The following is a 24,782-nucleotide window of genomic DNA, read 5'->3' on the forward strand; positions in this document are numbered from 1 at the left end:
CGGACGATAGGCGGGGCGGAAGCGGCTACTTCGCCCGGCGCACCATCGGCGGGCCCCCCTCAACGGCGGGCACCGGCTTATAGCCCGGGCGGTAGAAACCTACATTCTCCAGCGCCTTGAACACCTCTTCCAGCGTCTTCTCGCCAAAGTTCGAGATACTGAGCAAATCTTCGCGGGTGCAGTGCAGCAGGTCATGCACCGTGAAAACGCCGCGTTCTTCGAGGCAGTTCGTGGTCCGGACGGCCAGACCGATCTCGGCCGTGCTCATCTCTAAACGACGCTTCATATCGTCGCTTTCCGCCTGCACACGATCCAAAGGCACACGTGTGGCCATGGGTTCCCTCCCGTTGCGGTGATGTGAGTCTTCCCTAACTCGCGGTCCGCGGTTCGCAGGGAACCACGACGCGTGAGGGGAAAATATACCGACCGTGGCCCCTACTTCGGCAAGTTTTTTTCGGATTTTTTTGGGCGTCTTTCGGGGGGGTAGCGATAGCACATGCCACCGATGGTCGCCCCCGACCCGTACCCCGTATACTGGAAATTGATGACGACCGATCAACCTGCCAGGGGCTGACGAGCTGCCAGCGGGCCGCATGACGGCACGCCTGCCGCTCGCCCCTTCCGTTGGTCGTTGCGATCGCTGGCAACCCGCACAGAACACCTTGATCCTATGCCCAACCTGTTCGCCGGCCTCAATCCGTCGCAGCGTGAAGCGGTTGCGCACCTCGAAGGTCCGCTGCTGATCCTCGCCGGCCCGGGCAGCGGAAAGACGCGCGTTGTCACGCACCGCATCGCCCACCTGCTCGAGCAGGGTGTTCCCGCTCGCAATGTGTTGGCCCTGACCTTTACCAACAAGGCGGCCGCTGAGATGCGTCGCCGCGTCGAAACGCTTGCTCCCGGGCAACGCGTGTGGCTCGGTACGTTTCACCGGTTTGGTGCCGCGATGCTGCGGCAACACGGCGAACGCGTTGGGCTGGACCCCAACTTCACGATCTACGACGCCTCGGACGCTCGGCAAACCCTCAAACGGGTCATTGAGAATGAGCGCATCAATACGCTCAGCTACACGCCCGATCGGCTCGCCGCGGCGATCAGCGACGCCAAGAACCGGCTGATCACACCCGACGAGTACCAGCCCCGCCGCGGAAGCCCCCTGGGGCAGATCGTCGCCGAGCTTTACCCCGCTTATCAGAAGCGTCTGCTGGCTTCGGCTGCGGTCGACTTCGACGACCTCCTGCTGCACGTCGCCAAGCTGCTGCACGACGACCCCGATCTGCGCACGCAACTCGACGAGCGCTTTCGGTATGTCATGGTCGACGAATATCAAGACACCAATCGGGCGCAGTACGTCATCCTGCGCGCGCTGTCGGTTAATTCCCCCAACCTCGCCGCAACAGGGGACCCCGACCAATCGATCTACGGCTGGCGGGGGGCTGACCTAAACAACATCCTCGAATTCGAGGCCGACTTCCCCGGCGTGCGTATTGTTCGGCTCGAACAGAACTACCGCAGCACCAAGAGCATCTTGAGTGTCGCTGACGCGCTGATCGCCAACAACAAGCGGCGAAAGCCCAAAGCCCTGTTTACCGAAAACGCCGCCGGCACCCCGGTTCGGCTGACCACCTACGCCGACGAACGCGAAGAGGCCCGCAGCCTGGCCGACGGCATCCACGCCGCGGTCGCGAGCGGCACCCGACGCTACAGCGACTTCGCTGTGTTCTATCGGGTCAATGCGTTGTCGCGGGCCGTGGAGCGCACCTTCCGCGAGCGACGGATCCCGTTCCAGATGGTCCGCGGCCAAGAGTTCTACCAGCGCCGCGAGATCAAGGACGTGCTTGCCTACGCTCAGTTAATCAACAACCCTCGCGACGACCTCGCGTTCGAGCGGACCGTCAATAGCCCGCCCCGCGGGGTCGGCAAGAAAACGCTCGAACGCCTCAGCGCGTTCGCCACTCGGCAGGGCGTGTCGATGCTGGATGCCTCGCGCTGCGCGGCTCAGGTGGAGGGCATCGGTCCGCGCCCCGCGAAGCAGATCGCCGGCTTTGTCCAGATCATGGAGCGGCTCGACACTTACGCCGACGCCCCGGTCGAGGAAGCCATCGGAGCCATTCTTTCTGAATCAGGCTATCGCACGCACCTCGCTACGAGCGAATCAGATGAAGACGCCAACCGACTCGCGAACTGCGAAGAACTGCTGACCGACGCCCGGCAGTACGACGAACAGTCCGCCGAAGATGACACGCTCGACCCCAGCCTCGAAGGGTATCTGGAACGGGCGTGGCTCGTGAATGAGATCGACGGCTGGGAAGACGACACGGACAAGGTCACCCTCATGACCCTACACGCGGCGAAAGGGCTCGAGTTTCCCGTCGTCTTCTTGATGGCCGTTGAGGACGGGATCCTGCCCCACGAACGTTCGGTGAACGACCCGGAACAGCTTGAAGAGGAACGCCGTCTGGCATTTGTCGGCATCACCCGTGCCGAAGAAGAGCTGCACTTGAGCCACGTTCTGCGGCGCGACTTTCGCGGTCAGCGACGGATCGCGATCCCCAGCAGCTTCCTGTTGGAATTGCCGCGCGATGAGATGGCCTGCAAATCGGCACGTCCGGCCGTCGACTGGGAACTCGAAGGCTGGGACGAGGGCCCTGCGGACGAAGTTGAGATCCAGATCAACGCGCTCACCGATGAATCGGTCGAACTGCCTCGCGCGACCGACGATCCGGCGCTGAGGATCGCCGCCGCGGCTTTGACGACCGGTGCTGCGCTGCTGTCCGGAAGCCGCGCCGCTGCCGCAGCGGCACCAGACGCTTTTCGGGTCGGCATGGCGGTCGATCATCCCGAGTTGGGTCGAGGAGAGGTGCTCACGCTCAGCGGCAACGGCAAGGGGCGGCGTGCGACCGTACGGTTTGGCGGTATCGAAAAGCGTTTTGTGCTCGCGTTCAGTCCGCTGCAGCCGGCAACGAAGAACTAGTCTCGCACGTCTCCTTGTTGGACCGGCACCACCGATGAAGATCGCGGTATTCAGTACGAAACCTTATGACCAACGTTTCCTTGAGCCAGCCGCCAAGGAGCACGGGCACGAGCTGACTTTCTTCGAGACGCGGCTCACTGCGGACACGGTCGGGCTCGCGGAAGGAAACGATGGCGTCTGCGTCTTCGTGAACGATCAGCTCAACCACCCCGTGATGATCGAACTCGCAGCCCTCGGGGCGAGGCACGTCGCGCTGCGGTGCGCCGGATACAACAATATTGACCTCAACGCCGCCAAGAAACTGGGCGTGCGAGTGGTCCGTGTGCCCGCCTACTCACCCCACGCCGTCGCGGAACACGCGGTGGGACTGATTCTGGCCCTGAATCGCAACCTGCACCGCGCCTATGGTCGGGTCCGCGACGGCGACTTCCGCCTCGAAGGGCTCTTGGGCTTTGATCTGGTGAGCCGGACGGTTGGCGTGGTGGGCACGGGGCGTATCGGGTGGGTCTTCGCCCAGATCGTGCGCGGATTTGGCTGCCGAGTGCTCGCGTATGACACGCAGCCCCGCGCGGAAGGACCACAAGCCGGCATCGAGTACGCCCCGCTCGAGACCGTGCTCACTCAGTCAGAGATCGTCTCCCTGCACTGCCCCCTGACGCCCGAAACGCATCATCTCATCGACGATCGAGCGATCGAGCGGATGCGCGCGGGGGTGATGATCATCAACACCAGCCGCGGGGCGGTCATCGATACACCGGCGGTGATTCGTGGACTCAAGAGCGGCAAGATCGGCCACCTGGGCCTGGATGTCTATGAGGAAGAGGCCGACATTTTCTTTGAGGACCTCTCGGATCGGGTGCTGTCGGACGATGTATTGGCCCGCTTGCTTACCTTCCCCAACGTACTGATCACAGGCCACCAAGCCTTCTTCACATCCGACGCCCTCCACAGTATCGCCGAGACAACGATGAGCAACCTGTCGCAACTCGAACGGGCCGATACATGCCCAAACGAGCTGCTGGCCTGAACCAGCTGCGGTTGATCCGAAGCACCTGAATCGTGCCCCGCGCAACCCCCGCTACTCGTAGATCGGGAAGAACGTATTGAACGCTTCCTCGCAGAAGACTCCGGGATCGTTGAAGCGACGATGCTCGTCGAGTCCGTCCAGCGTCGCCATTTCTTCGGCAGTCAGCGCGAAGTCAAACAGCTCGCGATTCTCGCTAAGTCGCTCGTGACGAGTGGTCTTTGGTATGACGGCGGCACCGCGTTGCACGCCCCACCGCAGCAGCACCTGGGCTGCTGACCTCCCCTGCGCCGTGGCGACGCTGTTCACCGCGGGATGCTTCAGCAACGACTCCTGCGGGTCGGCCATGCCGAGCTGAAAGTACGACTGGGCTCCCAGCGGAGAGAAGGCCGTGCAGGCGATGCCTTCCTCATGGCAAAACCGCAACAGCTTGGGCTGGGCCAAGCGCGGGTGCATCTCGACCTGGAGCGCTGACGGGCGGATCCGCGCCGAAGCCAACAGATCGCGCAGCAGCGCGATGTTGTAGTTGCACACGCCGATTCGGCGGGTCAGACCGGCTTCGACCAACGCCTCCATGGCCCCCCACGTGTCCGCCAATGGAACGCGATCGGGGGCCATCGCCGGTGACTTCGCCGCCGGGTCATCGAACCATCCGGGGGGGTAGCGCAGCGCCGGATCGACGTACCGCAGCGCAATGGGAAAGTGGATCAGGTAGAGGTCAAGCTGCTGCAGACCGAGATCCGCAAGCGTTCGCTCGAGCGCAGGGCGGACGTGTTCAGGTCGGTGGTAGGTGTTCCACAGCTTCGAGGTGATCCAGAGTTCATCGCGGCGGATCCCTTCGGCAAGCGCCGCCTTGATCCCCTGCCCCGCTTGCCGCTCGTTGCCGTAATCGCAGGCGCTGTCAAAGAGGCGATAGCCGTTCGCCGCGGCAGCACGGACGGTCTCCGCGGTCGTTTCGGGGGGAATCTTCCACAGTCCTAATCCAACCGCTGGCATGCGATCGCCGCTTGGCAAGCAGAAATCTGCTCCTTCGAGTCGAACGCGGTCAGGGGAACGCGCGCTTACGGTCATGCCTGTTCTGCCGAGGGTTCAAAAACCAGGGACGCCGAGTTCACGCAGTAGCGCAGTCCGGACGGCTTCGGACCGTCCGGAAAGACGTGCCCCAGGTGAGCCTGGCACTGTTTGCAAATAATCTCATCCCGAACCATGCCATGGCTGCTGTCTTGCCGGACGGCAACGGTTTCGGAAACGGCGGCAAAGAAACTTGGCCACCCCGTGCCCGAGTCAAACTTGGTTTGCGAGTCGAAAAGCGGTGTTTGGCAGCAAACGCACCGATAAACGCCTGGTTCCTTATGGTTCCAGTAGGCACCGGTAAAAGGGGGCTCGGTGCCGCAGTGCTGGGTTACCTGGTACTGCTCCGGGGTAAGCCGCTCGCGGAGTGTTGCGTCGTGGGGAGTTGAAGGCTCAGACATAGACGAGTTACACGGGAATGGTGTGGGACACATCGACAAGGCAAGAAAAAGCCCTCCGCCGCGCCGCCGGTCCCCAGGACGGGCGGCGCGGAAGCGATTAGTATAGAGGATTCCTCGTGCCCAGATGACCTCATGCGTGCGTCTAAGTCGGACGCTCCCCCAGTGCGGTCGCTGGCCCCGCGGCCAGACCCTGTCCCCTCAGTGCGCCGCCTGCTCCGTCTTTGCGACTCCTCGATGCCCAGTTCGTTTGTTTTTTGTACCTGCCAGCCCGGTGCCGAAGTCGCTCTCAAGGGTGAAGTGGCGGCCAGGCTGCCCGAATGGCGATTCGCGTTTTCACGTCCCGGCTTCGTCACGTTTCGTCTGCCGCGTGAGACAAGTCCCGAGCGGTTCGAGCCACTCCGGCTGACCTTTGCCCGTACGATGGGCGTTTCGCTCGATCGCCTCAGTGGCAGCAGCGACGATCTGGCCGGACTCGCTCAACAAGTTTGGAGCCACCCGGAGGTCCTAGCGCTGCTGAACGACGGACCGCTGGGGCTGCACGTTTGGCGTCGCGATGAAGCCTTGCCGGGTGAGCACGGGATTGAGCCGGGGCCGGGAGCCGAATCCAACGCGGCGCTCGAGGCCCTGCGGGTGGCCGCACCCGCGGGAGCGCTGCTAAGCGACACCCTCAAGAAAAATCTGGCCGAGGCCGACGGGATCGAATCCGACGACGAGCCTCTCGAAGCGGCCACAACGGACGCCGCCGCGACACCGAAACGGCGGACTCGGTTGGCGCTCGATGTCGCTCTTGTTGAGCCCAACCAGTGGTGGATCGGTGCCCACGCGCTACGGAGCCGAACCGATCGTTGGCCCGGTGGCGTACCGCGTCTGCAACTGCCGGGGCACGCGGTATCGCGGGCTTATCTGAAGCTGCAAGAGGGACTGCGCTGGTCGGCGATCCCTGCCCGTAAAGGCGATGTGTGGATCGAGTTGGGCTGCGCACCGGGGGGTGCCAGCCAGGCTCTGCTCGATGCCGGCATGCGGGTCATCGGCGTCGATCCGGCTGAGGTCGACCCCGTCGTGCTCGCCGAGCCCGGTTTTACCCATGTGCGGCATCGCTCCGCGGAAACCCCTTTCCAGCCGCTCCTCGGCGCGCAGTGGTTGACGGCCGATGTCAACGCAGCCCCCAGCTACACGCTCAACGCGGTCGAATCGATCGTCACGAACGAGTCGATGCGGATCCGTGGGCTGTTGCTGACGATCAAGCTGCTGAACCCCGAACTCGCCCGGCCTGAGCGGGTGGCTGAAGTGATCGACTGGATCCGCTCGTGGGGCTATACGGACGTGCGGGCACGGCAACTGGCGTTCAACCGGCGTGAGTACTGCGTCGCGGCGCTTCCGTCACGCGGACAGCGACGCATGAAGCGGAAACGTGCCGTGCGCGAGAACCGAACCTCTCCGCCAACGACGTCCGACACAACCGCGACAACTTAGCGCGGTCCAAATAACAGTCCGGCTCAGCTCGCCGATCGACGCGAACGCCAAACAGTACGCCAGCACATAAAAAAGAGTGCTGGAGCTAATCGGCATGGCGGCGGTAGATCGCTCCCGAATCGATCGGCGTGAAGCCGAGCGAGTCGTAGAGGGCCAGCGCATTGGTATTCTCTGCCATCACCTGGGCCTCGACGATCGAGGCACCGCGGCGCTGCACGACACGGAGCGATTCGTTCAGCAGATGGGTCGCCACTTTGTGGCGGCGGTGACTGGGATCGACGTAGAGATCGACGAGTCCGACCGTGGGGATCCCCCACGCCGAGGCAAGCGGCTCGATGTCCCAGTAGGTGACGCTCGCAATCTCGCGTTTCTCGGCACGATGACGCAGGGCGAAGCGGATGCGGTCATGGCCGCAAGTAACACAAGCCTCCCACCAGCTCTTGGCGGGGGGAAGATACGTCTGTTCGAGGTCGGTTTCACGCCGCACCACGCGCACATCACGGGCCCCGGCCGAGCGGAACCGCGCTAGCTCGCGGTGCAAAACGATCACTCGGCCAGCTGGGTCGTAGCCGTTTCTGATGAACCGTTCGGCCTGATGCGGAGTGGAATCGAGCAATCCTGGCAGCTCGCTGCCGCCGTACATCCCCAGATAGAACGCATCGAGCGGCCGGATGCCACCGGCATAGTGAACCGTCGCCCCACGCGATTTCTGATAGGCCTCGCTGCGCGCGATCAGCTCGTCGGCGACCGCTTCGTCGGTGACGTCTGAGCGGAGCATCAGCACCTGCGTCGAGCCCAGCGACGTATCAACCCGGGCACCGGTTTCATCGGGGCCAAAGGCCGCGTGGGCGAAGCCGATCGGCACGCCCTCGCGCTCGGCGATGATCATGCCGGCGGGATCAAAAAATTGACGCGAGAAGACGCACAGCTCGAGCAGTTGCGGATTGATTGGCTGAGCGATACCGCGAGACGGCGGCTGGCTGTTCCAGATAGCGGCCAAATGAGGCGGGTCAGCATTGCGGAACGACCGGAACTGATACACGACGCGCCGCACGCCCCCCCTGCCCTGCTTCGTCCCGCCGAGGCACGCCGCCCGGCGGCTCTTGCCGCTGCAACCACTCCCCCGTGAGGAGATCCACCTGCTAGGAGATCCCTCGGCCGTGGTAGTGGCTTGCTACGTGCTGCTCGAAGGCTCGGGGGGGAAGTCACCCGATCGGCGGCAGACGCACCTGGATGGTATCGCCCACGACACGCGTCGAAAAGACTCGCTGAGCAATCGTACGGCTGAGAAGCTGTTTTCCCGTCGCGAGGTCGTACTGCCAACCATGCCAGGGGCACGTGAGCTGGCAGCCCTCTAGCCGCGCTTTACCGAGCGGTCCTCCCTGATGAGCGCAGATGCCGTCTATCGCGAAAATCGCCCCTTCCGCGTGCGCCAGGGCGATCACCGTCGTGCCGATCACGACTTCCATCACTTTCCCCGGGGGCAGATCGGCTAGCGAGGCGGCGTTCTCCCACGCTCCTTCTCCAGGTGGCGGTTCCGTAGTGCTCTGCTTCCCCAGTCCAGAAAGCGGCGACGGTGGGCCCGGCGCAGGATCATCGGATGACATCGTGATCAATACTCGGTGAGCTAGGCGTGAGGGACCGAATCATCCGTCGCCCCCACGGCGGTGTGGGGAGCGGCAGGCTTCGAGCTCCGCCGCTGGGGAGGGACCCCTTTCCAGCGATTATGGACCCACCAGTACTGTTCGGGGGCCTCGCGGATGATCGCCTCAAGTTCGTGGGTGAACCATTGGGTTAGCAACGGCGTGGTTGGGTAGGCGAAGCCCGCTTCAAGCGGATCGACCACCGCCCGAGTGGCAATCTGGTACTCGAGCGGACCCCCCGTTCGTCGCACGCCAATCACCAGCGTCGGCGCCGAGAAGCTCAGCGTGAAGAGCGAAATCGCTTTGTGGTTGGATGCGGGCTTGCCAAAAAAATCGACCCAGCAGCCCCGATGCAGGGCCGCCTGGTCTCCCAGCAGGGTGAGCGCCCCGCCGCGCTGCATGAGCCGCTCCACGTCGGCTTGGCTTCCCTGCTTGGGCAAGATGTGCTGTCCGGTCTTACCCCGAAAGCGGTTCACAAACCGGTCCACAAAGGGGTTATCGATCGGCCGGGCCACGGTGTGGGTGGGGAACCCCAACAGGCCGAGCAGATACCCACCCAACTCGAAGTTGCCGAAGTGCCCCGAAATCAACACGACGGGCCGGTGGTCGAGAACCCGCCGGACCACCGCCTCTTCGCCCGTTAAGGTGCACCAGCTTCGCCAAGTAGTGCGGTGGATCTTGCGGGGCGTGTGAGCGATCTCCGCGACCATCAGAAACAGGTGCCGCCACATGCGCCGGGCAATACGCCGGCGCTGGGCGTCGGAGGCCGCGGGAAAGGCGATCCGCAGGTTGGACTCCACCAACCTGCCCCGCAGCCGCAACACGTCGCCTGCTAACCAGGCCAGGGCTCGCGCTGCCGACTCGCACGCGCTGAGCGGCAACGCCTGAATCGCGGCGACAAAGACCCGCAGAACGGCGTAGGAGGTCAGATCCAAAACTAGCGTGAGCGGCTTCACGGGAGGGATTGTCGCCGTTTGGGGGCTTCGGCGGCAACGCCGCTCGTACGGTTTGAACGGATTAAAGGAGCCAGCGGTCGGCTGGTTTACGGCATCCCGGACCTCCCGCCTCGCACCGGCCCGCTTTGCGACCCATGTTCGAGGGTTCGATAGCCGCCCCTTCAACGTCGTCTAGGCTCACCCAGCATGTCCGCTGTTGCTTCTGCCCCCGCCCCAGCCGCTACCTCGCTGGAGGCGATGCAACTGAACCAAGAGCTACTCACAGCGCTCATCTCAGCGACTAAGAAGGGGCTGGCGATGACCGGCCTGAAGGCCGAGTGCGTCGGTGCCTCGCGCGTTCCTGGCCGACAGCACGGTGAGGTTACGGGTATGATCGGCGTCCACGGGGCGGTATCGGGCTTCGTGGCGATCAACATGCCGCAGCGTCTGGCGATCCAAGCCGTCTCGGGGCTGCTCGGCGAGCCGTGTGAAAAGCTGTGCTCACAAGTGATCGACGGTGCTGGCGAAGTCACCAACATCATCGTCGGCGGTGTCAAGTCGATGCTCTCGCAGACCGGCTGGGCGTTCTCCCATATCACCGTGCCCTCCGTGATTGTTGGCGACGGTTACCAGGTTGCCTTTGCCCGCGGCCTGGAGTTGCTCGACGTGGTGTTCGAGGTTCAGGACCCCGAACTGGTGCTGGTCAACGACCGACTTATCCACGTCAGCGTCTCGCTGCTGAAGCTGTAAGACGCGGCCGCTAACGGAGACCGTCAGGCGGTGAGAAGCTCACGCTTCGTCTGCGGCACGCAACCAAGTGGCAATTGTCGGAGTGCTAGCCACAATCTCTTCTGGCTTGAAGTACAGAGCGATCTCGCGCGCGGCGGCTTCTTCGCCATCGGAGCCATGCACGAGGTTCATCTGTCGACTGGAGCTGAAGTCGCCCCGGATTGTGCCTGCGGCGGCCTGCAGCCCGTTGGTGGCACCAAGCATCTCACGCACCACGCGGATGGCTTCGAGCCCCTCGAGCACTGCCGCGACAATCGGACCGGCGGTGACAAAGCCCTCCAGCGTCGGATACCAAGGCTTCGCAACGTGCTCAGCGTAGTGCTGCTTAGCCAGCTCCGGCGTGATCTGCATGAGCTTCATCGCGACAAAGTTCAGCCCTTTGTCTTCAAAACGGGTGATGATCTGGCCCATCAGGCGGCGCTGGACACAGTCAGGTTTGAGAAGAATCAGCGTGCGTTGCATGAGGGGGGTGCTTTCTCCGGGAGTGCCGGCGCTTGAATTGATCGCGGAAAGGGCTTGTCAGAAGCTTGGCGATTGTAGGGGGACCGCGTGGCCCCCTCAACCTGGGTTGATCGGGCACGCCCGCGCCGCTTTTCTGCCAACCCCGACCGCCGCGCTTGCTGGGGGTCGCCACACCGGCAAAAGTCGCTTGTTGGGGCAGCTATCGCGAGTCGTCAAAGTGCTCTCGACACACCCCGTCAGCCTGTTAGCCTTCGCAGCGAATATCGACAAGGCGATCGCCCTCAAGACGATCGTCTCACCGCGTAGCGCGGCCCCTGCCGCATCGAGCCCCGCCAGCGAGGAACCGTATGTCGAGCCGTCGCTCAAGGCCTGCCCGCCTTCAAGCACCGATCCGCAGCAGGATCGTTGCGATGATGATCCTCGGGCTGATGGCGGGGTGTTCGACATCGAAAACAAGCGTCCCCAATCCGTTTCTGACCACCGATCGGGTTGCGCCACCGGCGACTCACCTCGCGCCCGCCCCGCAAGCTGGCCCGTATTACTCGGCACCCGCCGGTGCGCCTCTCTACGGTGCCCCGGCCGCAAGCCCCTACGCTAGCCCCAACTCGTTTGGCACGAGCCCCAGTGCGTTCGGCACGCCCCCTGCGGCACCGATTACCCCTGCACCGGCTCCCTTGGGCCAAATCGACAACCGGAGCCCCGTGGCGTCGCTTGCCGCGGGCGACGCGGTTGCGGTCCCGGGCGATGGCGCTCCGCTGCGTTTCGGCTCGGCGATCCCTCGGTCGGCTCAGCCAATCAGCCCCAACTCAATTGCCCAAGCCCCCGCGACAGCCAGCGGCTGGATTGCCGGCTCGGCTCCGGTACGCTCCGTTCCGAGCTATGCGACGGCTGCGCCAACCACTCGATTGCCGCAGAGCGCTAGCCCCCGCGAGCCCGTCAGCCTGGCGGCCCTCGGGGGAGACAATCGCGGGCAGATCCGCATCACCCCGCTCGGGCCGCCCACTCAGCAGCCCGCGGCCTCGGTTGCCGATGCCACGAGTGAAGCCGCCACTTGGCGTTAGGGCGAGTCACCACGTCTGCGTAGACGCCGCGCCGGCTAGGAGGAACAATTGCCGTTGTTGCCTCCCCCTCTCGTGTCACTAACCACCGCGCGTCGCGCCAACGGATCAACGTGTCGGCTGTTCCCAGCGGTTTCGCTCGTACACTGCAGCTCGTCGCCGCCGGACGCAATCGCCGTCTGCTAGCGCGTTGGGCCGGCTGTATCGATCCGATCTCGCAGCGTGAGCCCGCCCTGCAGGCGCTCAACGACTACGATCTGCGTAAGCAGAGCCTGTCGCTACGTTATCGAGCACGGAGCGGGGAACCGCTCGATCGGCTTGTTGTAGAAGGCTTCGCGCTCGTGCGCGAGGCAGCGCGACGTACCAAGAATATGCGGCACTTCGACGTGCAGATTCTCGGCGGGGCCGCTGCTCACTACGGCTCGATCATCGAGATGCAGACCGGCGAAGGCAAAACCTTGACCGCCACCCTGCCGCTCTATCTCGCGGCGCTCGAAGGCAAAGGGGCCCATCTCGCGACGGTCAACGATTACCTGGCTGCCCGCGACGCCGAGCTGATGGAGCCGGTTTTCAAAGCGCTCGGCATGACCGTTGGCGTCATCCAGTCGCAGCAGCCGCAGCCCGAACGCCGCAAAGCGTACGCGAGTGACGTGACGTACGGCACCGCAAACGAAATGGGATTCGACTTTCTGCGTGATCGCCTCTTGAAACGCCAGATCCAAGAGGGTGCACGCGATCTGTTCGGCGAGATGCTCGCCGGAGGAGAAGGCGGTGGCGAGAAGCCGGTCCAGCGCGACCTGCACTTCATGCTGGTCGATGAAGCGGACAGCATCTTGATCGACGAGGCCCGCACGCCGCTGATCATCAGCGCGCTACCGGGCGAGGATGAGAAGATCGCGGCCGAGGCCTACCAATGGGCGGCCGCCGAGGCCCCGTCTTACGAAGAAGAGCTTCACTATGACTACGATCCGAAAGAGAAACGCGTCGATCTAACGCTCGCGGGTCGCCGCCGTGTGCGCGAGACCGCAAAGCCGACCGCCATGGATCATCTGCCGCTTTCGGAGATCTATGACTACGTCGAGCGCGGCATCAAGGTGAACCGTGAGATGATCTGCGATCGGCACTATGTCATCCGCGACGGCGAGATCGTCATCGTCGATGAGTTCACCGGCCGACTGGCCGAGGGCCGCAAGTGGCGGAGCGGGTTGCATCAAGCCATCGAAGCCAAGGAAGGGGTCGAGGTCACCTTTGAAACAGCAACGGCCGCGCGGGTGACGATCCAGGACTTGTTCCTGCGCTACAACCGTTTGGCCGGTATGACCGGCACGGCGAGCACCAGTGCTCCAGAATTGCGCAAGATCTACAAGGTGAATTGCCTGCCGATCCCTACCAATCGCCCGCCGATCCGCCAGCAACTGGCATCGCGCATCTTCGGCAACGCCGACGCCAAGTGGTTGGCGATCGTCGAAGAGATCGCCGAGGTCGTCGCTGCGGGAAGACCCGTGCTGGTCGGCACCCGCTCGATCGACAAAAGCGAACGCGTCGCGAAGTTGCTCTCCGAGGCAGGCATTGAGCACACCGTACTCAACGCCCGCCACGCCGCCCGCGAGGCAGAGATCGTCGCCGCCGCGGGACAAGCCGGCCGGGTCACGGTCGCTACGAACATGGCGGGCCGTGGAACAGACATCAAGCTGGGCGAGGGCGTTCACGAAGCGGGCGGACTGCACGTCATCTGCACCGAGCTCCACGAGTCCAAGCGGATCGACCGTCAGCTCATCGGCCGGTGCGGTCGGCAGGGAGACCCCGGGTCGTACCGGCAGTATCTCGCCTTGGACGACGAGATCCTTGCTCAAGGCCTGGGCGAGAAGCCGGGGGAGCGGCTCCGCCGTCGTGGTGAAACGCTCACCGGTTCGCTCGCTGGCTCGTACGAGCGAGTCTTCCAACGCGCCCAGCGCCGCGTCGAACGACGCCACTTCCGCGATCGCAAGGTGCTTCTCTATCACGACAAAGAGCGGCAGAAGATGCAACGGGCGATGAGCCAAGACCCGTATCTCGATACGCCCGGCTAAAGCCAACCGGCAAAACACCCCCTCTGCAGAGCGGTCAATCGGTTCGTACCGGTTCTCGGGATTAGAACTTGGATACTGTCGCGCGCAGAGCGACCTAAGCTTTATCTACTTGAGAAGTTGGATCTCAAGCAAATTCCGTATCCAGATCGCTGAGCATATTGCGACGCAACGCCGCCAATACCGATGCCGCGGAGGCCCAGCGCCGAATGGCGATGGTGCGGTGCGTGCTGATGGCCTCGGCGGTGATGCTTATCGGCACGCTTGGGTTCAGCCTCATTGAAGAAGAATGGTCTTATTGGGACTCGTTCTTCTTCACATTGGTCACTGTCACAACGGTTGGTTACGGCGACTACGGTCTCTGTGAAAACGGCCGCGCGTTCGCGGCATTGATCCTGCTGGGCGGGATCGGCACGTTCACTTACTCCCTGTCGACCCTGATGCAGATCGCCTCAGACGTTGACGCCGCTGCGAGACGCAAGATGAAACGCCAGATCGCCGAATGCTCTGACCATGTGATTGTCTGCGGCTACGGCCGCATGGGTCGGATGATCTGCCACGAGCTAGACCGCGACGGGCGGGCTTGTGTGATCGTTGAGCAGCATCCCGAGAGCGTGCAGCAAGCCTTTAACGACGGCCGACTCGTGATCGCCGGTCGGGCCAGCGACGACGAAGTGCTCATATCCGCGGGCATCGATCGCGCGAGCTGCGTGGTTTGCGTTGTGGACAGCGACGCCGAGAACATGTTCATCACGGTCACAGCGGCCGAGCTCAAGCCGGGCGTGCGGATTATCGCCCGCGCTGATTGCCCTTCCTCCGCTCGCAAGCTGGAGCACGCCGGTGCCGCGCTGGTGGTGTCGCCGCACCAGATGGCGGGCAAGACGATCGCCACAGCGCTCGTGCACCCGCGGCTCACCAAGTTCCTCAATCGTGGGGAAGAGCACGCCGGGTACTTCGAGTTGGGCGAGATCGTGATCCAGGCAGGATCACCGGCCGAAGGTCAGACCGTGCGCGAGCTTGGTTCGAAATTACAGGGGCTCGTGTTTGTCGCGGTCGATGAGTCACACGGTGAGCTGGTAGTTCAGCCGTCAGGCGACTTCTGCTTCAAAGCAAACGACGTCGTGATCTTTGCCGGTGGTGAAGCGGTGGTCACACAGATGCAACGAGCCGCTAAAGTGGCGACGTCACGCACAGCGGCCGGTGTCTAAGTCAGAGAGTGCGCGCGAACCTCGTCGCGCACAGCGGGTCCTCGATCGACGGTGACGTGCAGGGAGTACGTCGCCAAGAGCTGACCCCACCACGCTGATGAGCACCAAGACTTCCACCGCCGCCACGCTTGCCAAGACGCTCTCTCCGGAAGACGTGCGGCGGGGAGACTATGTAGCCGTGCTGTCCGTCGAGTACGAATGGCTGAACGGCAACGCCTGCTCGGATTCGCCTTACCAGGAAATAATCCTGCGTGCTTGCTTCCGTCCGCGCGATCCGGAACCACCGCTGCGGGTGATCGACGTCTGCCTCCCGTTCGTTTTTGTGCAGCCGCCCCAAGGGCTCGGACATACGATCGACATCCGGAGCGTTCGGCTTGCCCGGCTGGATCGCAACTACGCGCGTCGGGTAGTTCGTACGCTGAGCAAACGGCGCGGCAAGAAGCAGCGGCCCGGAACCTAACCGCTGAACGCTGTCGAGTGCCGGCCTCGATCCGCCGGTACTCGACAGCAGGTTTATGCCCGGAGCAAGTGCTTTTGCCTTGCCGTTTTGGCACTCACGCCTGCTGAGAGATGAGCGTGTCCAGCTCCGCTTTCAAACGCGGCAAGATTTCGTCGTAGCCGAATTGGCCGAGGGCTTCTTCGCCCCGCTTTAGATTCACGTAGTTCGGGCCGCACCAGAGCCCGAGGTCGGCGTCGTCCGTTTCACCCGGACCGTTTACCCGACAGCCCATCACCGCGATGGTGATTGCATGATCGCGCGCGTACTGGGTCATCTCCTTCACCCGCTCCGCAAGATCAACGAACGCTTCATTCTCGACTCGGCTGCAACTCGGGCAACTGATGATGTTCATTGTTGGCAGGCCGTAATCGACCACGCTCCGCGTGCGGCCCGCATAGATGTCAGCGACAATGGCCCGGCCGGCCTCGATCTCCTCGAACTTGCGATGATTGGGCACTGTGAGCGACACGCGGAGCGTGTCGCCGATGCCGCGTGAAATGAGTTGCTCGAAAGCGATGCGTGTCTTGATGACCCCCTCGGGCGGGATGCCCGCCTCGGTCACGCCCAGATGCAGCGGCACATCGGGCCGGGCCTCGGCGAACCGCGTGTTCACCTCGACCACCTGCTTGGGGTCCGAATCCTTGAGCGAGACGCAGTAGCGTGTGAATCCGATCGAATCGAGATACGCACAATGGTCGAGCGCCGACTCGAGCATCGGCCCAAGACTGTCTGAGGGGTCGTACTTGGCCTTCTTCGCGGGATCGACGCTCCCACAGTTGACGCCCACGCGCATCGCACAGTCGTTGTCCCGAGCGACCTCGACCAGGTAAGAGACCTTCTCTTGCCACGGCTTTTCACGCTCGTGGTGATAAAGGTGGCCCGGGTTGTAGCGGAGCTTATCGACATGCGGAGCTACGAGTTCCGCTAAGCGATAGTTCTCCTGCAGATCGACCGACAAGTTGGCCGTGGTCTGCCCGCGGATCTCGGCGAGCGCTGCCGCATCGGCCTTGCTGTCCACCGCGATACGGACCACGTCGGCCCCCAAGCCGGGCCCGCCCGCCGCCATCAGCTCGACGAGCGCCACGGTCGCGTCGATGTCCTGCGTGCGCGTCGCGGTCATGCTCTGCACCGCAATCGGCGCGCCGGCACCGATCGTCAGGTTGCCGATGCGGACGCTGCGGGTTGGTTTACGCGTGATCTGAACCATAGACGTCGGCTAAGAATACGACGGAAGTGAACGGGTTTGCGGTGGTGTGAGCCAACCGAGCAACGGAAGGCTCGTAAAGCGAATCTTTGCGTGCCGGCGGGCAACTCACAATCCGGCCCACAAAGCCGAACCGATCCGCACGAGGGTCGATCCCTCGGCGATGGCCGCTTCAAAATCGCCCGACATGCCCATCGACAGCTCAGGGAGTTCGACACCCGTCTGGCTGACAATCTGCTCGCGCAACTGGCGGAGGTCGGCGAAGTTTTGCCTCGCGGCGGCTTCCCCGCCCACGAGCGAAGCCATGCCCATCAGGCCTCGCAACACGACGTTCGGCCAAGTCGTTGCCATTTCCGAAACGACCTGACCAACCTCTCCGGGCAAAAAACCGTGTTTTTCTTGATCGCCCGAGATGTTGACCTCCAGCAGCACCTGCTGTTGCTTGCCGATGGCTTGCGCTGCGGCGTCGATCGCAGCGAGCAGTCGACGGCTATCGACGCTGTCGATGGCGTCGGCATAGTGCACGGTTCGGGCGACCTTGTTGCGTTGCAGATGACCGATCATCCGCCACCGAACTTGACAGCCGCGCTCGGTGAGCGTTTCCGCTTTATCCCAGAGCTGCTGCGGCCGACTTTCGCCGAGGTCACAGCAGCCCGCCGCAACCAATTCAGCAGTTTCGTCGGGCCCCACGTACTTGCTCACGCCAATCAGTCGGACCGTTTCGGGCGCACGGCCCGCGGCATGACAAGCCTGCGCAATACGCTCTTGAACGTGAGCAAGGTTCTTGCCGACGAGAGCGCGGACTTCGTCGGCAGAGGGCATAGAGAACGCAGCGAAAGAAAACAAGCGATTAGAATTCGGCTTCGATCTCGAAGTATTCATCGACCTCGCCGGTCGGCAAGAACCGTCCGACAAAGGCCTCGGAAGAAAGGTTCTGTCCCAAGACGGTGCGATTGGCGGGGGGATCGAGCGTGCGGTAGTAAAACCATTGGTCTTTTCCGCTCTGAATCCGATAGCCCACTGCCACGTCGGGCGTAACACGCTTGAGCGACTGGGCGACGGTCAATCGGCGCCAGGTCCGCTGCTTCATAAACCGTTTGGGGGCGAGGTCGAACCACAGCACCGAGGCCAGATTTCTGCCGGTTGCGGTGGTCCGCAGACTGAGCGTGCCTTCGCTCTCGGACAGTTCGCCGCCGCGATGCTCGACTCGCCACTCGGCAAGCGAGGCGGGGAAGACTGCCGCGGCCGGTTTGCCAGCCGCCTGAATCACGCCATCGCGGGTCTCGGCCTCAGGAGCGAAACGGGCCCCTGCGGCAAGCGAAAATTGGGTCTCGCTCTCCAAAACGGCTTCCGAGCCGCCGCCAATCACCAGTTCGGCGATCGCCAGCACGCCGTGCTGACGACCCAAAATGACTTGGCGCTCAAGTCGGGCCCCGTCGGAAAGCCGCGTGGCCAGCTCCAAGTAGTCACAGTCTTGGTCGCTGTACCAACACTGCGACTCCCAGGCTTCGACCGCGACCAGAGGCTTGCCGTCACGCCGCACGGCCAGGGGCCAATCCCCCTCCAAGAGCGTCTGCTTCTGAGCCCGGAGCTTGATCCGCATGGTTGGCTGATCCCAACTGACCACCACCTGGGGGGCTTGGGGGTTCCAACCGGACGAAAGCACCGCGCACTGGGCCCACTCGGACTCGACCGACGGGTCGGGCGGCGTGCTGGCAGCGTGCTTCGAAGCGATCCCCAATCGGCGGGCAGCGGCTGCAAGGTCCTCGGTGTCGCCATCCAGCTTCAGGGCGGCTGCGATCATGGGGGTCAGGCGTCCACCGTCGCGTGCCAAGGGGAGATACCCTTCGCTATCGATCAGCCGCAGCGCGTGACGCACCATCCACTCGTACTGCGTCTGCGCGTCGGACGACCAGGCCCCGCGCCGCGTGGCTTGGCCCAACCGTCGGCAGCGTGTCCAGCTCGCGAGCAGCAATGGGAGCGCCGGAAGCAACCGAGCACCGACCGCCCCCTCACCGTCGGAGAGCTCGACCAGCGACTCGCTGAGCCGCTCCCAAGCCCCTTCCAGCTGCGTGTGGGCCGGCCGCAGCGCACTGAGCCCCGTCGCCAGCAGCAGCGGTAGCTCGCTGGCCAGCAGGGTCGCGACGATGGTTCTTGCGGGAGGGGCCTCTTCGAGCGATTCGCCAGGATGCGTCGCTTCTTCGGCGATCGCCAAGAGGGTTTGCACCATTTGCAGCCACAGCGGTGTCGGCAGAGCACCGGGGACCGCGGTGACAACGACGCCCCAGGCGATCGCGTCAAGCGCTTGTGTCTGATCGTCACTGGTTGGTAACGAGGCCGTCTCAAGGCTGTCGAGCCAGTCGTTGGCAGCCCCCTCTAGATCGCCGAGCTTGGCGGGCAGCTTGTCGGCCCGCTTGGCGGCCTTCACGAGTCGCGCACACAGCTCCGAGGGTTCGACGATTCCCCATGCAATCGCTGACATTCTGGTGGCAAGGGCGTGGTCACTGGCCGCCTTGGCCAGCTCGGCTCGGTAGAGTTCCCAAGCCGCCGAGCGGTCGCCGCTCTTCCAGGCCGCACGCACACGTGCGGAGGCTTCGCTGCGCCAGAGCTGTTTGGCGCTTAGTTCGCCGAAAGGCTCAGCGGAAAGTTCGGTTGTCGGCAGAGCAGGGATTGTGGCGCCAGCCATGGCGATCCTTCATCGTTCGGCGTTATGCTGCGGGCGATTCAATGCGAAGACGCGATAACCAGCAGTCGGTCGATCTGGCCCCAAAACATAAGAGCGAGGCATTTATGGTCTCAGCGTATCGCCCTGTGCCGTTCCGTCCTAGCGTCTTCCCGGACGTGTTTTTTTGCGTGCTGATTGCCGCGGGGCTTCTGCCATCGGCGATCGTTCGCGCCGAACCCGCCGAACCGCCCCATGCCCGCCGGATGACGCCTGACCAGGAGGTGTGGGTCGATGCCTCGGCGGGTCGGGTCTATGTCGGGGGACGAGTCGTGTTGCGCGAGGGGGTGCTCGAGATGTTTGCTTGTCCTGCGCAGACCAAAGAGCACGAGTCGATTGTGGCGGTGGATGCCAAGGGATTTCTCCTGCATACGTCGTTGCTGGCGATCGGTGCCGAGCCCGGCACACCGGTGCGTTTCGAGCCGCACTACAAGCCGCCAACGGGGACGCCAATCGCGATTCAGATCGAATGGACTGATGCCGACGGCGTGGCCCAAACGGCCCGCGCACAGGACTGGATCCGCCATATCGACACGGGAGAGGCGATGGAACTACCGTTTGTTTTCGTCGGCAGCAGCCTGTGGACCGATCCGCAGACGGGCCAGCAGCACTACCTGGCCGACGCGGGGGATCTGGTCTGTGTTTCAAATTTCGGCACAGCGCTGCTGGATGTGCCCGCCGCGAGCACACAGTCCAATGAAGAGCTGCTCTTCGAGCCGTTTACCGAGCGGATCCCGCCGGTTGGTACGCCCGTGCGTTTGATTTTTTCGATCGCGCCGGTCAACGAGCCCGGTGGTGAGGCACCCACTACGAAAACGGGTATCGTGGCCTCCCCCGCGACCACATCAATCGACGAAGCTCTCGCTAAGCTCGCCGGGGCGGCAGTGGGGACCGGCTCGACACCCGCGCTGCGTGAGGCTTGGCAAGCCGTCGCGCAGTCAGAGCCCGCTGCCTGGCCCAACGTGCTGCAGACGCTAAGCGATGCCTCGCCGCTGGCAGCAAATTGGCTGCGCTCGGCGCTCGCCGCCGCGTCGGAGACGGCCAAGCAAACCGGCCTGAAAGACCAGGAGGCCGAGCTTCTGCGGCAATCCATCCGCAGCACCGAGCTCAGCAACCTGTCCCGCAGGACCGCCTACGAGCTGCTGATCGAGCATCGACCCGACGAGCGTGAAACGCTTCTGGAAACTCTCGCCGACGATCGGGACGAAGAGCTGCGTTACGACGCCGTGCAACTGTTGCTCGAACGGGCAGCGGAGGCCGGCGATGAGCCGAACGGAACGAAATCGACCAACCGTGAAGCCGCTCGGGCGGCGCTCTATCGGGTTGCCTTGAGCAAAGCACGGGTGCTGGACCAAGTCGAAGCCGCAGCGGCGGCGCTGGAAGACCTGGGCGAAAAGCAAACGCTGACCGACATCATGGGCTTCGTAACCGCTTGGCGTTTGATCGGCCCGTTCGACAACACCGCTGGAGCAGGCTTCTCTCATGCAGAGGCACCGGAAAAATCTCTTTCGGCAGACGTATCGCTGGTAGGAAAGCCGCTAGCCGACGGTAAGTCGCGAACCCTCACTTGGTCGTCATACACGTCGCGTGATCGGCTTGGCGAGGTTGATCTGAACACCGGTTTAGCGGCAGAACAGTCGTCCGTTGGCTACGCGTGGGCAACGTTAACGAGCGACACCGACCGCGATATCGAGGTGCGGTACACCTCGCGGAACGCCACCAAGGTGTGGGTCAATGGCGATCTCATCGCCGAGAACGAGATCTACCACGATGGCTCCGCCGTGGATCAATACCGCGCCCAAGCCAAACTCAACGCAGGAGCCAACAACGTGCTGATTAAGGTTTGCCAGAACAATCAGCCCGAACCCTGGGCAAAGGCATGGGGGTTCCAGCTGCGCGTTTGCGACGCCACCGGCGGCCGGATCGAAGGGGTCACCGCTCTCCAAGAAAATCCCTGAAACATCCGCTTCCCTGGTCGCTCTCTCCGCGATCAGTTGCCCGCCTTGCGGCATCGGCCGACAGAGCCCCCCGAATCGTGCAACGGATCACTTCCTCAAGCCCCACGCGACTAACGCTATGGCAATGATCTCTGTGCCCCGTGTTGTCTCCGCCGCGTTAACCAGCGGACTGTTGTTCGCGAGCTTGGCCGGTCCTTGCCTGGCAGACGAATGGCGTGACTTCCGTGGCGGAGGGGCCCAGCAGGTCGGCATGCCGAGCGATTGGTCGATCGAACAGGGCCGCCACGTGGCGTGGGAAGCCAACTTGCCAGGAAGCGGGGTTTCGGGTCCGATCGTCGTGGGCGGACGTGTTTTTGTCACCGCCTCGGACGGGCCCCGCCGTCAGCGCCTGTACGTGTTAGCGCTAGATGCGCAGACGGGCAAGCGTCTCTGGCAGCGCCGTTTTCAAGCGGTCGGCCGCACACTCTGCCACCCGACATCAGCCAACGCGGCTCCCACGCCGGCGAGCGACGGCGAGCGCGTCTACGCATTTTTTTCTTCAAACGAACTGATCGCGCTCGATCTTGAAGGCCAGCTGCAATGGATGCGCTGCTTGACGCTCGACCATCCGGGGCTCGGCAACGACATCGGCATGGCGTCTTCGCCCGTTGTCGCGGGAGGGGTGGTAGTCGTTCAAGCGGAGTGCCAGCAGAACTCGTTCGCCTTGGCGGTTGATGCGGCCACGGGCACCACCAAGTGGGAGGTCGCGCGTCCCCAACAATCGAATTGGACAACCCCGTGTCCGCTCGTCTCGGCCGACGGAATGGCAGAGGCGGTGGTGCTACAAAGCAGCGATCGCGTGGGGGCCTATCAGCTTTCCGATGGCACGCCCCTCTGGAACCTCGATCTGGAGTGCGAGGGCATTCCCTCGGCCGTCCAAGCCAAAGATCGCTTGCTGGTGGCCTCCGCGGGTTTGACCGCGCTCGAACTAGCGGACGAAGCCGACCCCCAGCCGCTGTGGCGGACCGCGCAGCTGAGCCCCAGCTCGCCAACGCCGGTGGTGATGGGCGATCGCGTCCTTATCGTGAGCCGCAACGGCGTGGCGGTCTGCGGAGACCTATCGTCGGGCAAGGTGGTCTGGCGGCAACGCTTGCGTGACCGGTTCTGGGCAACTCCGGTCGTGGGGGGCGGGCTCGCCTGTCTGATCAATGCCAGCGGCGACGCGTGGGTGCTCGATGTCAACGATGGCGGCCGAGTGCTGCTGGAGACCTCGTTTGGCGAGCCGGTGCTTGGCTCTCCGGCTTTAGCGGACGGTGCCCTGTATGTGCGGACCAGCGGCAAGCTGTGGAAGATCGCCGCGGACAAGGCACCCGCTGCGGGCACCGCCGCAGGGGGGTAAGCTCTTGGGGCCCCGAGCTTGGCTCGAGGCTGACGCCTCGCATGGCGTTTGATCCCGTCACGCCACCAACCTTCGCTACACATGTCGGAAACGATCGAGATCGTCCCCGTGAAGGGTCCGATCCACGCCTCGATCCGCCCCCCGGGTTCCAAAAGCCTGACCAACCGCGCCTTGGTGTGCGCGGCATTGGCCTCGGGCAGGTCGCGGCTCACCGGGGTGCTGGACTCCGACGATACGCGCGTCATGGTGGAAAGTCTGGGGCGGCTCGGCATCCGGGTGTCGGCCACCGACCCCCAGACGCTCGTCGTCGAAGGGGTCGGCGGCCGCCTGCCCGCCTCACAAGCGGATCTGTTTGTCGGCAACAGCGGTACGACGATCCGCTTCCTGACCGCCTTGGTAACCCTTGGCAACGGTTCTTTCCGTCTCGACGGGGTACCCCGGATGCGCGAACGACCGATCGGTGATCTGGTCGAAGCGCTCAACGCCCTGGGAGCGCACGTCCGCTGCGAATCGGCCGGCGGATGTCCCCCCGTGGTGGTAAAAGCCACCGGGCTGCCCGGCGGGACGGCCGCGGTGCGGGGCGACATCTCGAGTCAGTTTCTGAGCGGGCTGCTGATGGCCGCTCCGGCTGCCGCGAGCGATGTCGAGCTGCTCATCGATGGAGAACTCGTTAGCAAGCCCTACGTGGCGATGACAACCCGTGTGATGGCCGACTTCGGCGTGCAAGTGGAGGCCAACCCCACCGCCTCGCGCTTTACGGTTCCCGCCGTGGGAGGTTATCAGCCGTGTGACTACGCGATCGAGCCCGACGCCTCGGCGGCAAGCTACTTTTGGGCCGCGGCGGCGATCACCGGCGGACGTGTCGAGGTGCAGGGACTCTCAGACCGCGCGCTGCAGGGCGACGTCCGCTTTGTCGATTGCCTGGAAGCCATGGGCTGCACGGTCGAGCGCGGCCCGGACGCGCTGACTGTCACGGGCGGGACGCTGCGCGGAGCCCGACTCGATATGAACGCCATCAGCGATACGGTCCAAACGCTCGCGGCTGTCGCGCTGTTCGCCGAGGGGCCGACCGAGGTGACCGGCGTGGCACACAATCGCCACAAAGAAACCGACCGCATCGGCGATCTGGCAACTGAACTCCGCCGCCTCGGTGCTGAGGTGGAAGAACGCCCTGACGGCATGGTGATTTCACCCCGCTCGTTGCGCGCCGCCGAAATCGAGACGTACGACGATCACCGCATGGCCATGAGCCTGTCGCTGGTCGGACTACGTCAGCCCGGTGTGCGGATCAAAAATCCGGGCTGCACGGCGAAAACCTATCCCGAGTACTTCGAAGATCTTGCGAGGCTCACCGCCGAGGCTCGGTGAGCGACGCGCGGGCTCAGCAGGCGATTGCGAGCTGGCTCGTTTTTCTGGAAATTGCCACGGGCTTCAGGCTCAGTTTGCTTCCGGCTCAGCTGACTGCAGGCCAAAGCGGCCTGCCTGCCAACTGCCTTAAGCAACATCTGCCGTTTTAGCGTCGCGTTCGGCGGCACGGCGGCGTAGTTCCTTCAGCAGTTCATCGGCGCGATCGAGCAAAGCCAACCCTGATTCGGAAGCCGCTCGCTGCTCGGGGTTGGACTCGGAGCCGACAAACTCGGCGCGGCAATGAGGGCATTCAATCCCTTTGCCTAGGTAGTCCACGCGCACCTGAACACTGCGGCAACAAGCCGGGCACTGCTGTACAAAGAAAAGAGATCCGGGCATCTTGGCACCTCCTGTGGGGATGGGTCCGAAAGCTCGCGAACCAATAGTCTAGTCGGCCTGAAACGAAATTTTCAACGTTCTTCGAGTGTTTCTGGCGTCAAATCGGGCCGTTTGGCGCGAATCTGCGGGCTTTGGCAAAAACGAATCTAGGGGGCGCAACGCCCCTGCTTCGCT

The 24,782-nt window shown here is 63.7% G+C and carries 22 protein-coding genes; 11 read left to right on the forward strand and 11 right to left on the reverse strand.

All coding sequences use genetic code 11. From position 1 onward, the window contains the following. Positions 1 to 25: 25 nt before the first annotated feature. Positions 26 to 334: a DNA-directed RNA polymerase subunit alpha C-terminal domain-containing protein gene (locus tag Pla111_RS16490; protein WP_146575560.1), complete on the reverse strand. Its 309-nt coding sequence runs from the start codon at positions 332 to 334 to the stop codon at positions 26 to 28. Positions 335 to 670: 336 nt separating this feature from the next. On the opposite strand from Pla111_RS16490, the gene Pla111_RS16495 reads away from it, so the two are divergent. Next, a complete protein-coding gene (locus Pla111_RS16495) occupies positions 671 to 2,971 on the forward strand; it encodes an ATP-dependent helicase (protein WP_146575561.1) in 2,301 nt (766 codons plus the stop codon). Positions 2,972 to 3,005: 34 nt separating this feature from the next. Continuing rightward, the gene (locus Pla111_RS16500) at positions 3,006 to 3,998 is read left to right on the forward strand and encodes a 2-hydroxyacid dehydrogenase (protein ID WP_146575562.1); all 993 of its coding nucleotides are present in this window, start codon (positions 3,006 to 3,008) and stop codon (positions 3,996 to 3,998) included. Positions 3,999 to 4,049: 51 nt separating this feature from the next. Here the strand turns inward: Pla111_RS16500 and Pla111_RS16505 are convergent, their stop codons facing one another. Both Pla111_RS16505 and msrB read right to left on the reverse strand, forming a co-directional pair. Then, positions 4,050 to 4,991 carry an aldo/keto reductase gene (locus Pla111_RS16505; RefSeq protein ID WP_146575563.1) on the reverse strand — a complete coding sequence of 314 codons (942 nt, stop codon included), beginning with the start codon at positions 4,989 to 4,991 and terminating at the stop codon, positions 4,050 to 4,052. Positions 4,992 to 5,062: 71 nt separating this feature from the next. Beyond that, positions 5,063 to 5,467: a peptide-methionine (R)-S-oxide reductase MsrB gene (gene msrB / locus Pla111_RS16510; RefSeq protein ID WP_146575564.1), complete on the reverse strand. Its 405-nt coding sequence runs from the start codon at positions 5,465 to 5,467 to the stop codon at positions 5,063 to 5,065. Positions 5,468 to 5,701: 234 nt separating this feature from the next. Here msrB and Pla111_RS16515 point away from each other — a divergent pair, with 234 nt between their 5' ends. Further along, positions 5,702 to 6,940, forward strand: coding sequence for an SAM-dependent methyltransferase (locus tag Pla111_RS16515; protein WP_197525112.1), 1,239 nt, complete (start codon positions 5,702 to 5,704; stop codon positions 6,938 to 6,940). A gap of 85 nt (positions 6,941 to 7,025) precedes the next feature. On the opposite strand, the gene Pla111_RS16520 is transcribed toward Pla111_RS16515, so the two are convergent. From Pla111_RS16520 to Pla111_RS16530, 3 genes are all read right to left on the reverse strand, one after another. Further along, positions 7,026 to 7,994: a GNAT family N-acetyltransferase gene (locus tag Pla111_RS16520; protein WP_146575566.1), complete on the reverse strand. Its 969-nt coding sequence runs from the start codon at positions 7,992 to 7,994 to the stop codon at positions 7,026 to 7,028. 151 nt (positions 7,995 to 8,145) lie between these two features. Next, a complete protein-coding gene (locus Pla111_RS16525; RefSeq protein ID WP_146575567.1) occupies positions 8,146 to 8,547 on the reverse strand; it encodes a Rieske (2Fe-2S) protein in 402 nt (133 codons plus the stop codon). A gap of 20 nt (positions 8,548 to 8,567) precedes the next feature. Then, positions 8,568 to 9,518, reverse strand: coding sequence for a lysophospholipid acyltransferase family protein (locus tag Pla111_RS16530; protein WP_146575568.1), 951 nt, complete (start codon positions 9,516 to 9,518; stop codon positions 8,568 to 8,570). 207 nt (positions 9,519 to 9,725) lie between these two features. Between Pla111_RS16530 and Pla111_RS16535 the strand changes: the two genes are divergently transcribed. Continuing rightward, positions 9,726 to 10,268, forward strand: coding sequence for a chemotaxis protein CheX (locus Pla111_RS16535; RefSeq protein WP_231931115.1), 543 nt, complete (start codon positions 9,726 to 9,728; stop codon positions 10,266 to 10,268). A 39-nt stretch (positions 10,269 to 10,307) separates the two neighbouring features. Here Pla111_RS16535 and ndk read toward each other — a convergent pair whose 3' ends face one another. Beyond that, on the reverse strand, positions 10,308 to 10,769 hold the full coding sequence (ndk, locus tag Pla111_RS16540) for a nucleoside-diphosphate kinase (protein WP_146575569.1): 462 nt from the start codon (positions 10,767 to 10,769) through the stop codon (positions 10,308 to 10,310). Positions 10,770 to 11,116: 347 nt separating this feature from the next. Between ndk and Pla111_RS16545 the strand changes: the two genes are divergently transcribed. The 4 genes from Pla111_RS16545 (at position 11,117) to Pla111_RS16560 (ending at position 15,561) form a co-directional block, all read left to right on the forward strand. After that, positions 11,117 to 11,830, forward strand: a complete 714-nt coding sequence (locus Pla111_RS16545; RefSeq protein WP_146575570.1) for a hypothetical protein — start codon at positions 11,117 to 11,119, stop codon at positions 11,828 to 11,830. A 110-nt stretch (positions 11,831 to 11,940) separates the two neighbouring features. Then, entirely contained in the window at positions 11,941 to 13,896 is a 1,956-nt protein-coding gene (locus Pla111_RS16550) for a preprotein translocase subunit SecA (protein ID WP_231931118.1), read from the forward strand. A gap of 158 nt (positions 13,897 to 14,054) precedes the next feature. Next, on the forward strand, positions 14,055 to 15,101 hold the full coding sequence (locus tag Pla111_RS16555; protein ID WP_146575572.1) for a potassium channel family protein: 1,047 nt from the start codon (positions 14,055 to 14,057) through the stop codon (positions 15,099 to 15,101). A 97-nt stretch (positions 15,102 to 15,198) separates the two neighbouring features. Then, positions 15,199 to 15,561, forward strand: a complete 363-nt coding sequence (locus tag Pla111_RS16560; protein ID WP_146575573.1) for a hypothetical protein — start codon at positions 15,199 to 15,201, stop codon at positions 15,559 to 15,561. Positions 15,562 to 15,655: 94 nt separating this feature from the next. Here the strand turns inward: Pla111_RS16560 and Pla111_RS16565 are convergent, their stop codons facing one another. From Pla111_RS16565 to Pla111_RS16575, 3 genes are all read right to left on the reverse strand, one after another. Beyond that, complete coding sequence (locus tag Pla111_RS16565; protein WP_146575574.1) at positions 15,656 to 16,807, reverse strand: flavodoxin/ferredoxin-dependent (E)-4-hydroxy-3-methylbut-2-enyl-diphosphate synthase; 1,152 nt, start codon at positions 16,805 to 16,807, stop codon at positions 15,656 to 15,658. A gap of 105 nt (positions 16,808 to 16,912) precedes the next feature. Beyond that, positions 16,913 to 17,626, reverse strand: a complete 714-nt coding sequence (locus tag Pla111_RS16570) for a YggS family pyridoxal phosphate-dependent enzyme (protein ID WP_146575575.1) — start codon at positions 17,624 to 17,626, stop codon at positions 16,913 to 16,915. Between the two features lie 28 nt (positions 17,627 to 17,654). After that, complete coding sequence (locus Pla111_RS16575) at positions 17,655 to 19,490, reverse strand: hypothetical protein (protein ID WP_146575576.1); 1,836 nt, start codon at positions 19,488 to 19,490, stop codon at positions 17,655 to 17,657. Between the two features lie 41 nt (positions 19,491 to 19,531). Here Pla111_RS16575 and Pla111_RS16580 point away from each other — a divergent pair, with 41 nt between their 5' ends. The 3 genes from Pla111_RS16580 to aroA all read left to right on the forward strand — a co-directional run bounded on the left by Pla111_RS16580 (position 19,532) and on the right by aroA (position 24,230). Then, positions 19,532 to 21,484 (forward strand): YdjY domain-containing protein, encoded by a 1,953-nt coding sequence (locus tag Pla111_RS16580; protein WP_146575577.1) that lies wholly within the window; start codon positions 19,532 to 19,534, stop codon positions 21,482 to 21,484. 118 nt (positions 21,485 to 21,602) lie between these two features. Continuing rightward, entirely contained in the window at positions 21,603 to 22,862 is a 1,260-nt protein-coding gene (locus Pla111_RS16585) for an outer membrane protein assembly factor BamB family protein (RefSeq protein WP_146575578.1), read from the forward strand. 81 nt (positions 22,863 to 22,943) lie between these two features. Continuing rightward, entirely contained in the window at positions 22,944 to 24,230 is a 1,287-nt protein-coding gene (aroA, locus tag Pla111_RS16590) for a 3-phosphoshikimate 1-carboxyvinyltransferase (RefSeq protein WP_146575579.1), read from the forward strand. A gap of 126 nt (positions 24,231 to 24,356) precedes the next feature. Here the strand turns inward: aroA and Pla111_RS16595 are convergent, their stop codons facing one another. After that, a complete protein-coding gene (locus Pla111_RS16595; RefSeq protein ID WP_146575580.1) occupies positions 24,357 to 24,608 on the reverse strand; it encodes a hypothetical protein in 252 nt (83 codons plus the stop codon). Positions 24,609 to 24,782: the final 174 nt, after the last annotated feature.

It is taken from the genome of Botrimarina hoheduenensis, from assembly GCF_007859815.1.
Taxonomy (GTDB): domain Bacteria; phylum Planctomycetota; class Planctomycetia; order Pirellulales; family Lacipirellulaceae; genus Botrimarina; species Botrimarina hoheduenensis.

Excerpts from the sequence above, each read along its gene's own strand:
- Pla111_RS16490 (WP_146575560.1), bottom strand. The coding sequence starts at position 334 with ATGGCCACACGTGTGCCTTTGGATCGTGTGCAGGCGGAAAGCGACGAT.
- Pla111_RS16495 (WP_146575561.1), top strand. The coding sequence starts at position 671 with ATGCCCAACCTGTTCGCCGGCCTCAATCCGTCGCAGCGTGAAGCGGTT.
- Pla111_RS16500 (WP_146575562.1), top strand. The coding sequence starts at position 3,006 with ATGAAGATCGCGGTATTCAGTACGAAACCTTATGACCAACGTTTCCTT.
- Pla111_RS16505 (WP_146575563.1), bottom strand. The coding sequence starts at position 4,991 with ATGCCAGCGGTTGGATTAGGACTGTGGAAGATTCCCCCCGAAACGACC.
- msrB (WP_146575564.1), bottom strand. The coding sequence starts at position 5,467 with ATGTCTGAGCCTTCAACTCCCCACGACGCAACACTCCGCGAGCGGCTT.
- Pla111_RS16515 (WP_197525112.1), top strand. The coding sequence starts at position 5,702 with ATGCCCAGTTCGTTTGTTTTTTGTACCTGCCAGCCCGGTGCCGAAGTC.
- Pla111_RS16525 (WP_146575567.1), bottom strand. The coding sequence starts at position 8,547 with ATGTCATCCGATGATCCTGCGCCGGGCCCACCGTCGCCGCTTTCTGGA.
- Pla111_RS16535 (WP_231931115.1), top strand. The coding sequence starts at position 9,726 with ATGTCCGCTGTTGCTTCTGCCCCCGCCCCAGCCGCTACCTCGCTGGAG.
- ndk (WP_146575569.1), bottom strand. The coding sequence starts at position 10,769 with ATGCAACGCACGCTGATTCTTCTCAAACCTGACTGTGTCCAGCGCCGC.
- Pla111_RS16545 (WP_146575570.1), top strand. The coding sequence starts at position 11,117 with ATGTCGAGCCGTCGCTCAAGGCCTGCCCGCCTTCAAGCACCGATCCGC.
- Pla111_RS16560 (WP_146575573.1), top strand. The coding sequence starts at position 15,199 with ATGAGCACCAAGACTTCCACCGCCGCCACGCTTGCCAAGACGCTCTCT.
- Pla111_RS16565 (WP_146575574.1), bottom strand. The coding sequence starts at position 16,807 with ATGGTTCAGATCACGCGTAAACCAACCCGCAGCGTCCGCATCGGCAAC.
- Pla111_RS16570 (WP_146575575.1), bottom strand. The coding sequence starts at position 17,626 with ATGCCCTCTGCCGACGAAGTCCGCGCTCTCGTCGGCAAGAACCTTGCT.
- Pla111_RS16575 (WP_146575576.1), bottom strand. The coding sequence starts at position 19,490 with ATGGCTGGCGCCACAATCCCTGCTCTGCCGACAACCGAACTTTCCGCT.
- Pla111_RS16580 (WP_146575577.1), top strand. The coding sequence starts at position 19,532 with ATGCGAAGACGCGATAACCAGCAGTCGGTCGATCTGGCCCCAAAACAT.
- Pla111_RS16585 (WP_146575578.1), top strand. The coding sequence starts at position 21,603 with ATGGCAATGATCTCTGTGCCCCGTGTTGTCTCCGCCGCGTTAACCAGC.
- aroA (WP_146575579.1), top strand. The coding sequence starts at position 22,944 with ATGTCGGAAACGATCGAGATCGTCCCCGTGAAGGGTCCGATCCACGCC.
- Pla111_RS16595 (WP_146575580.1), bottom strand. The coding sequence starts at position 24,608 with ATGCCCGGATCTCTTTTCTTTGTACAGCAGTGCCCGGCTTGTTGCCGC.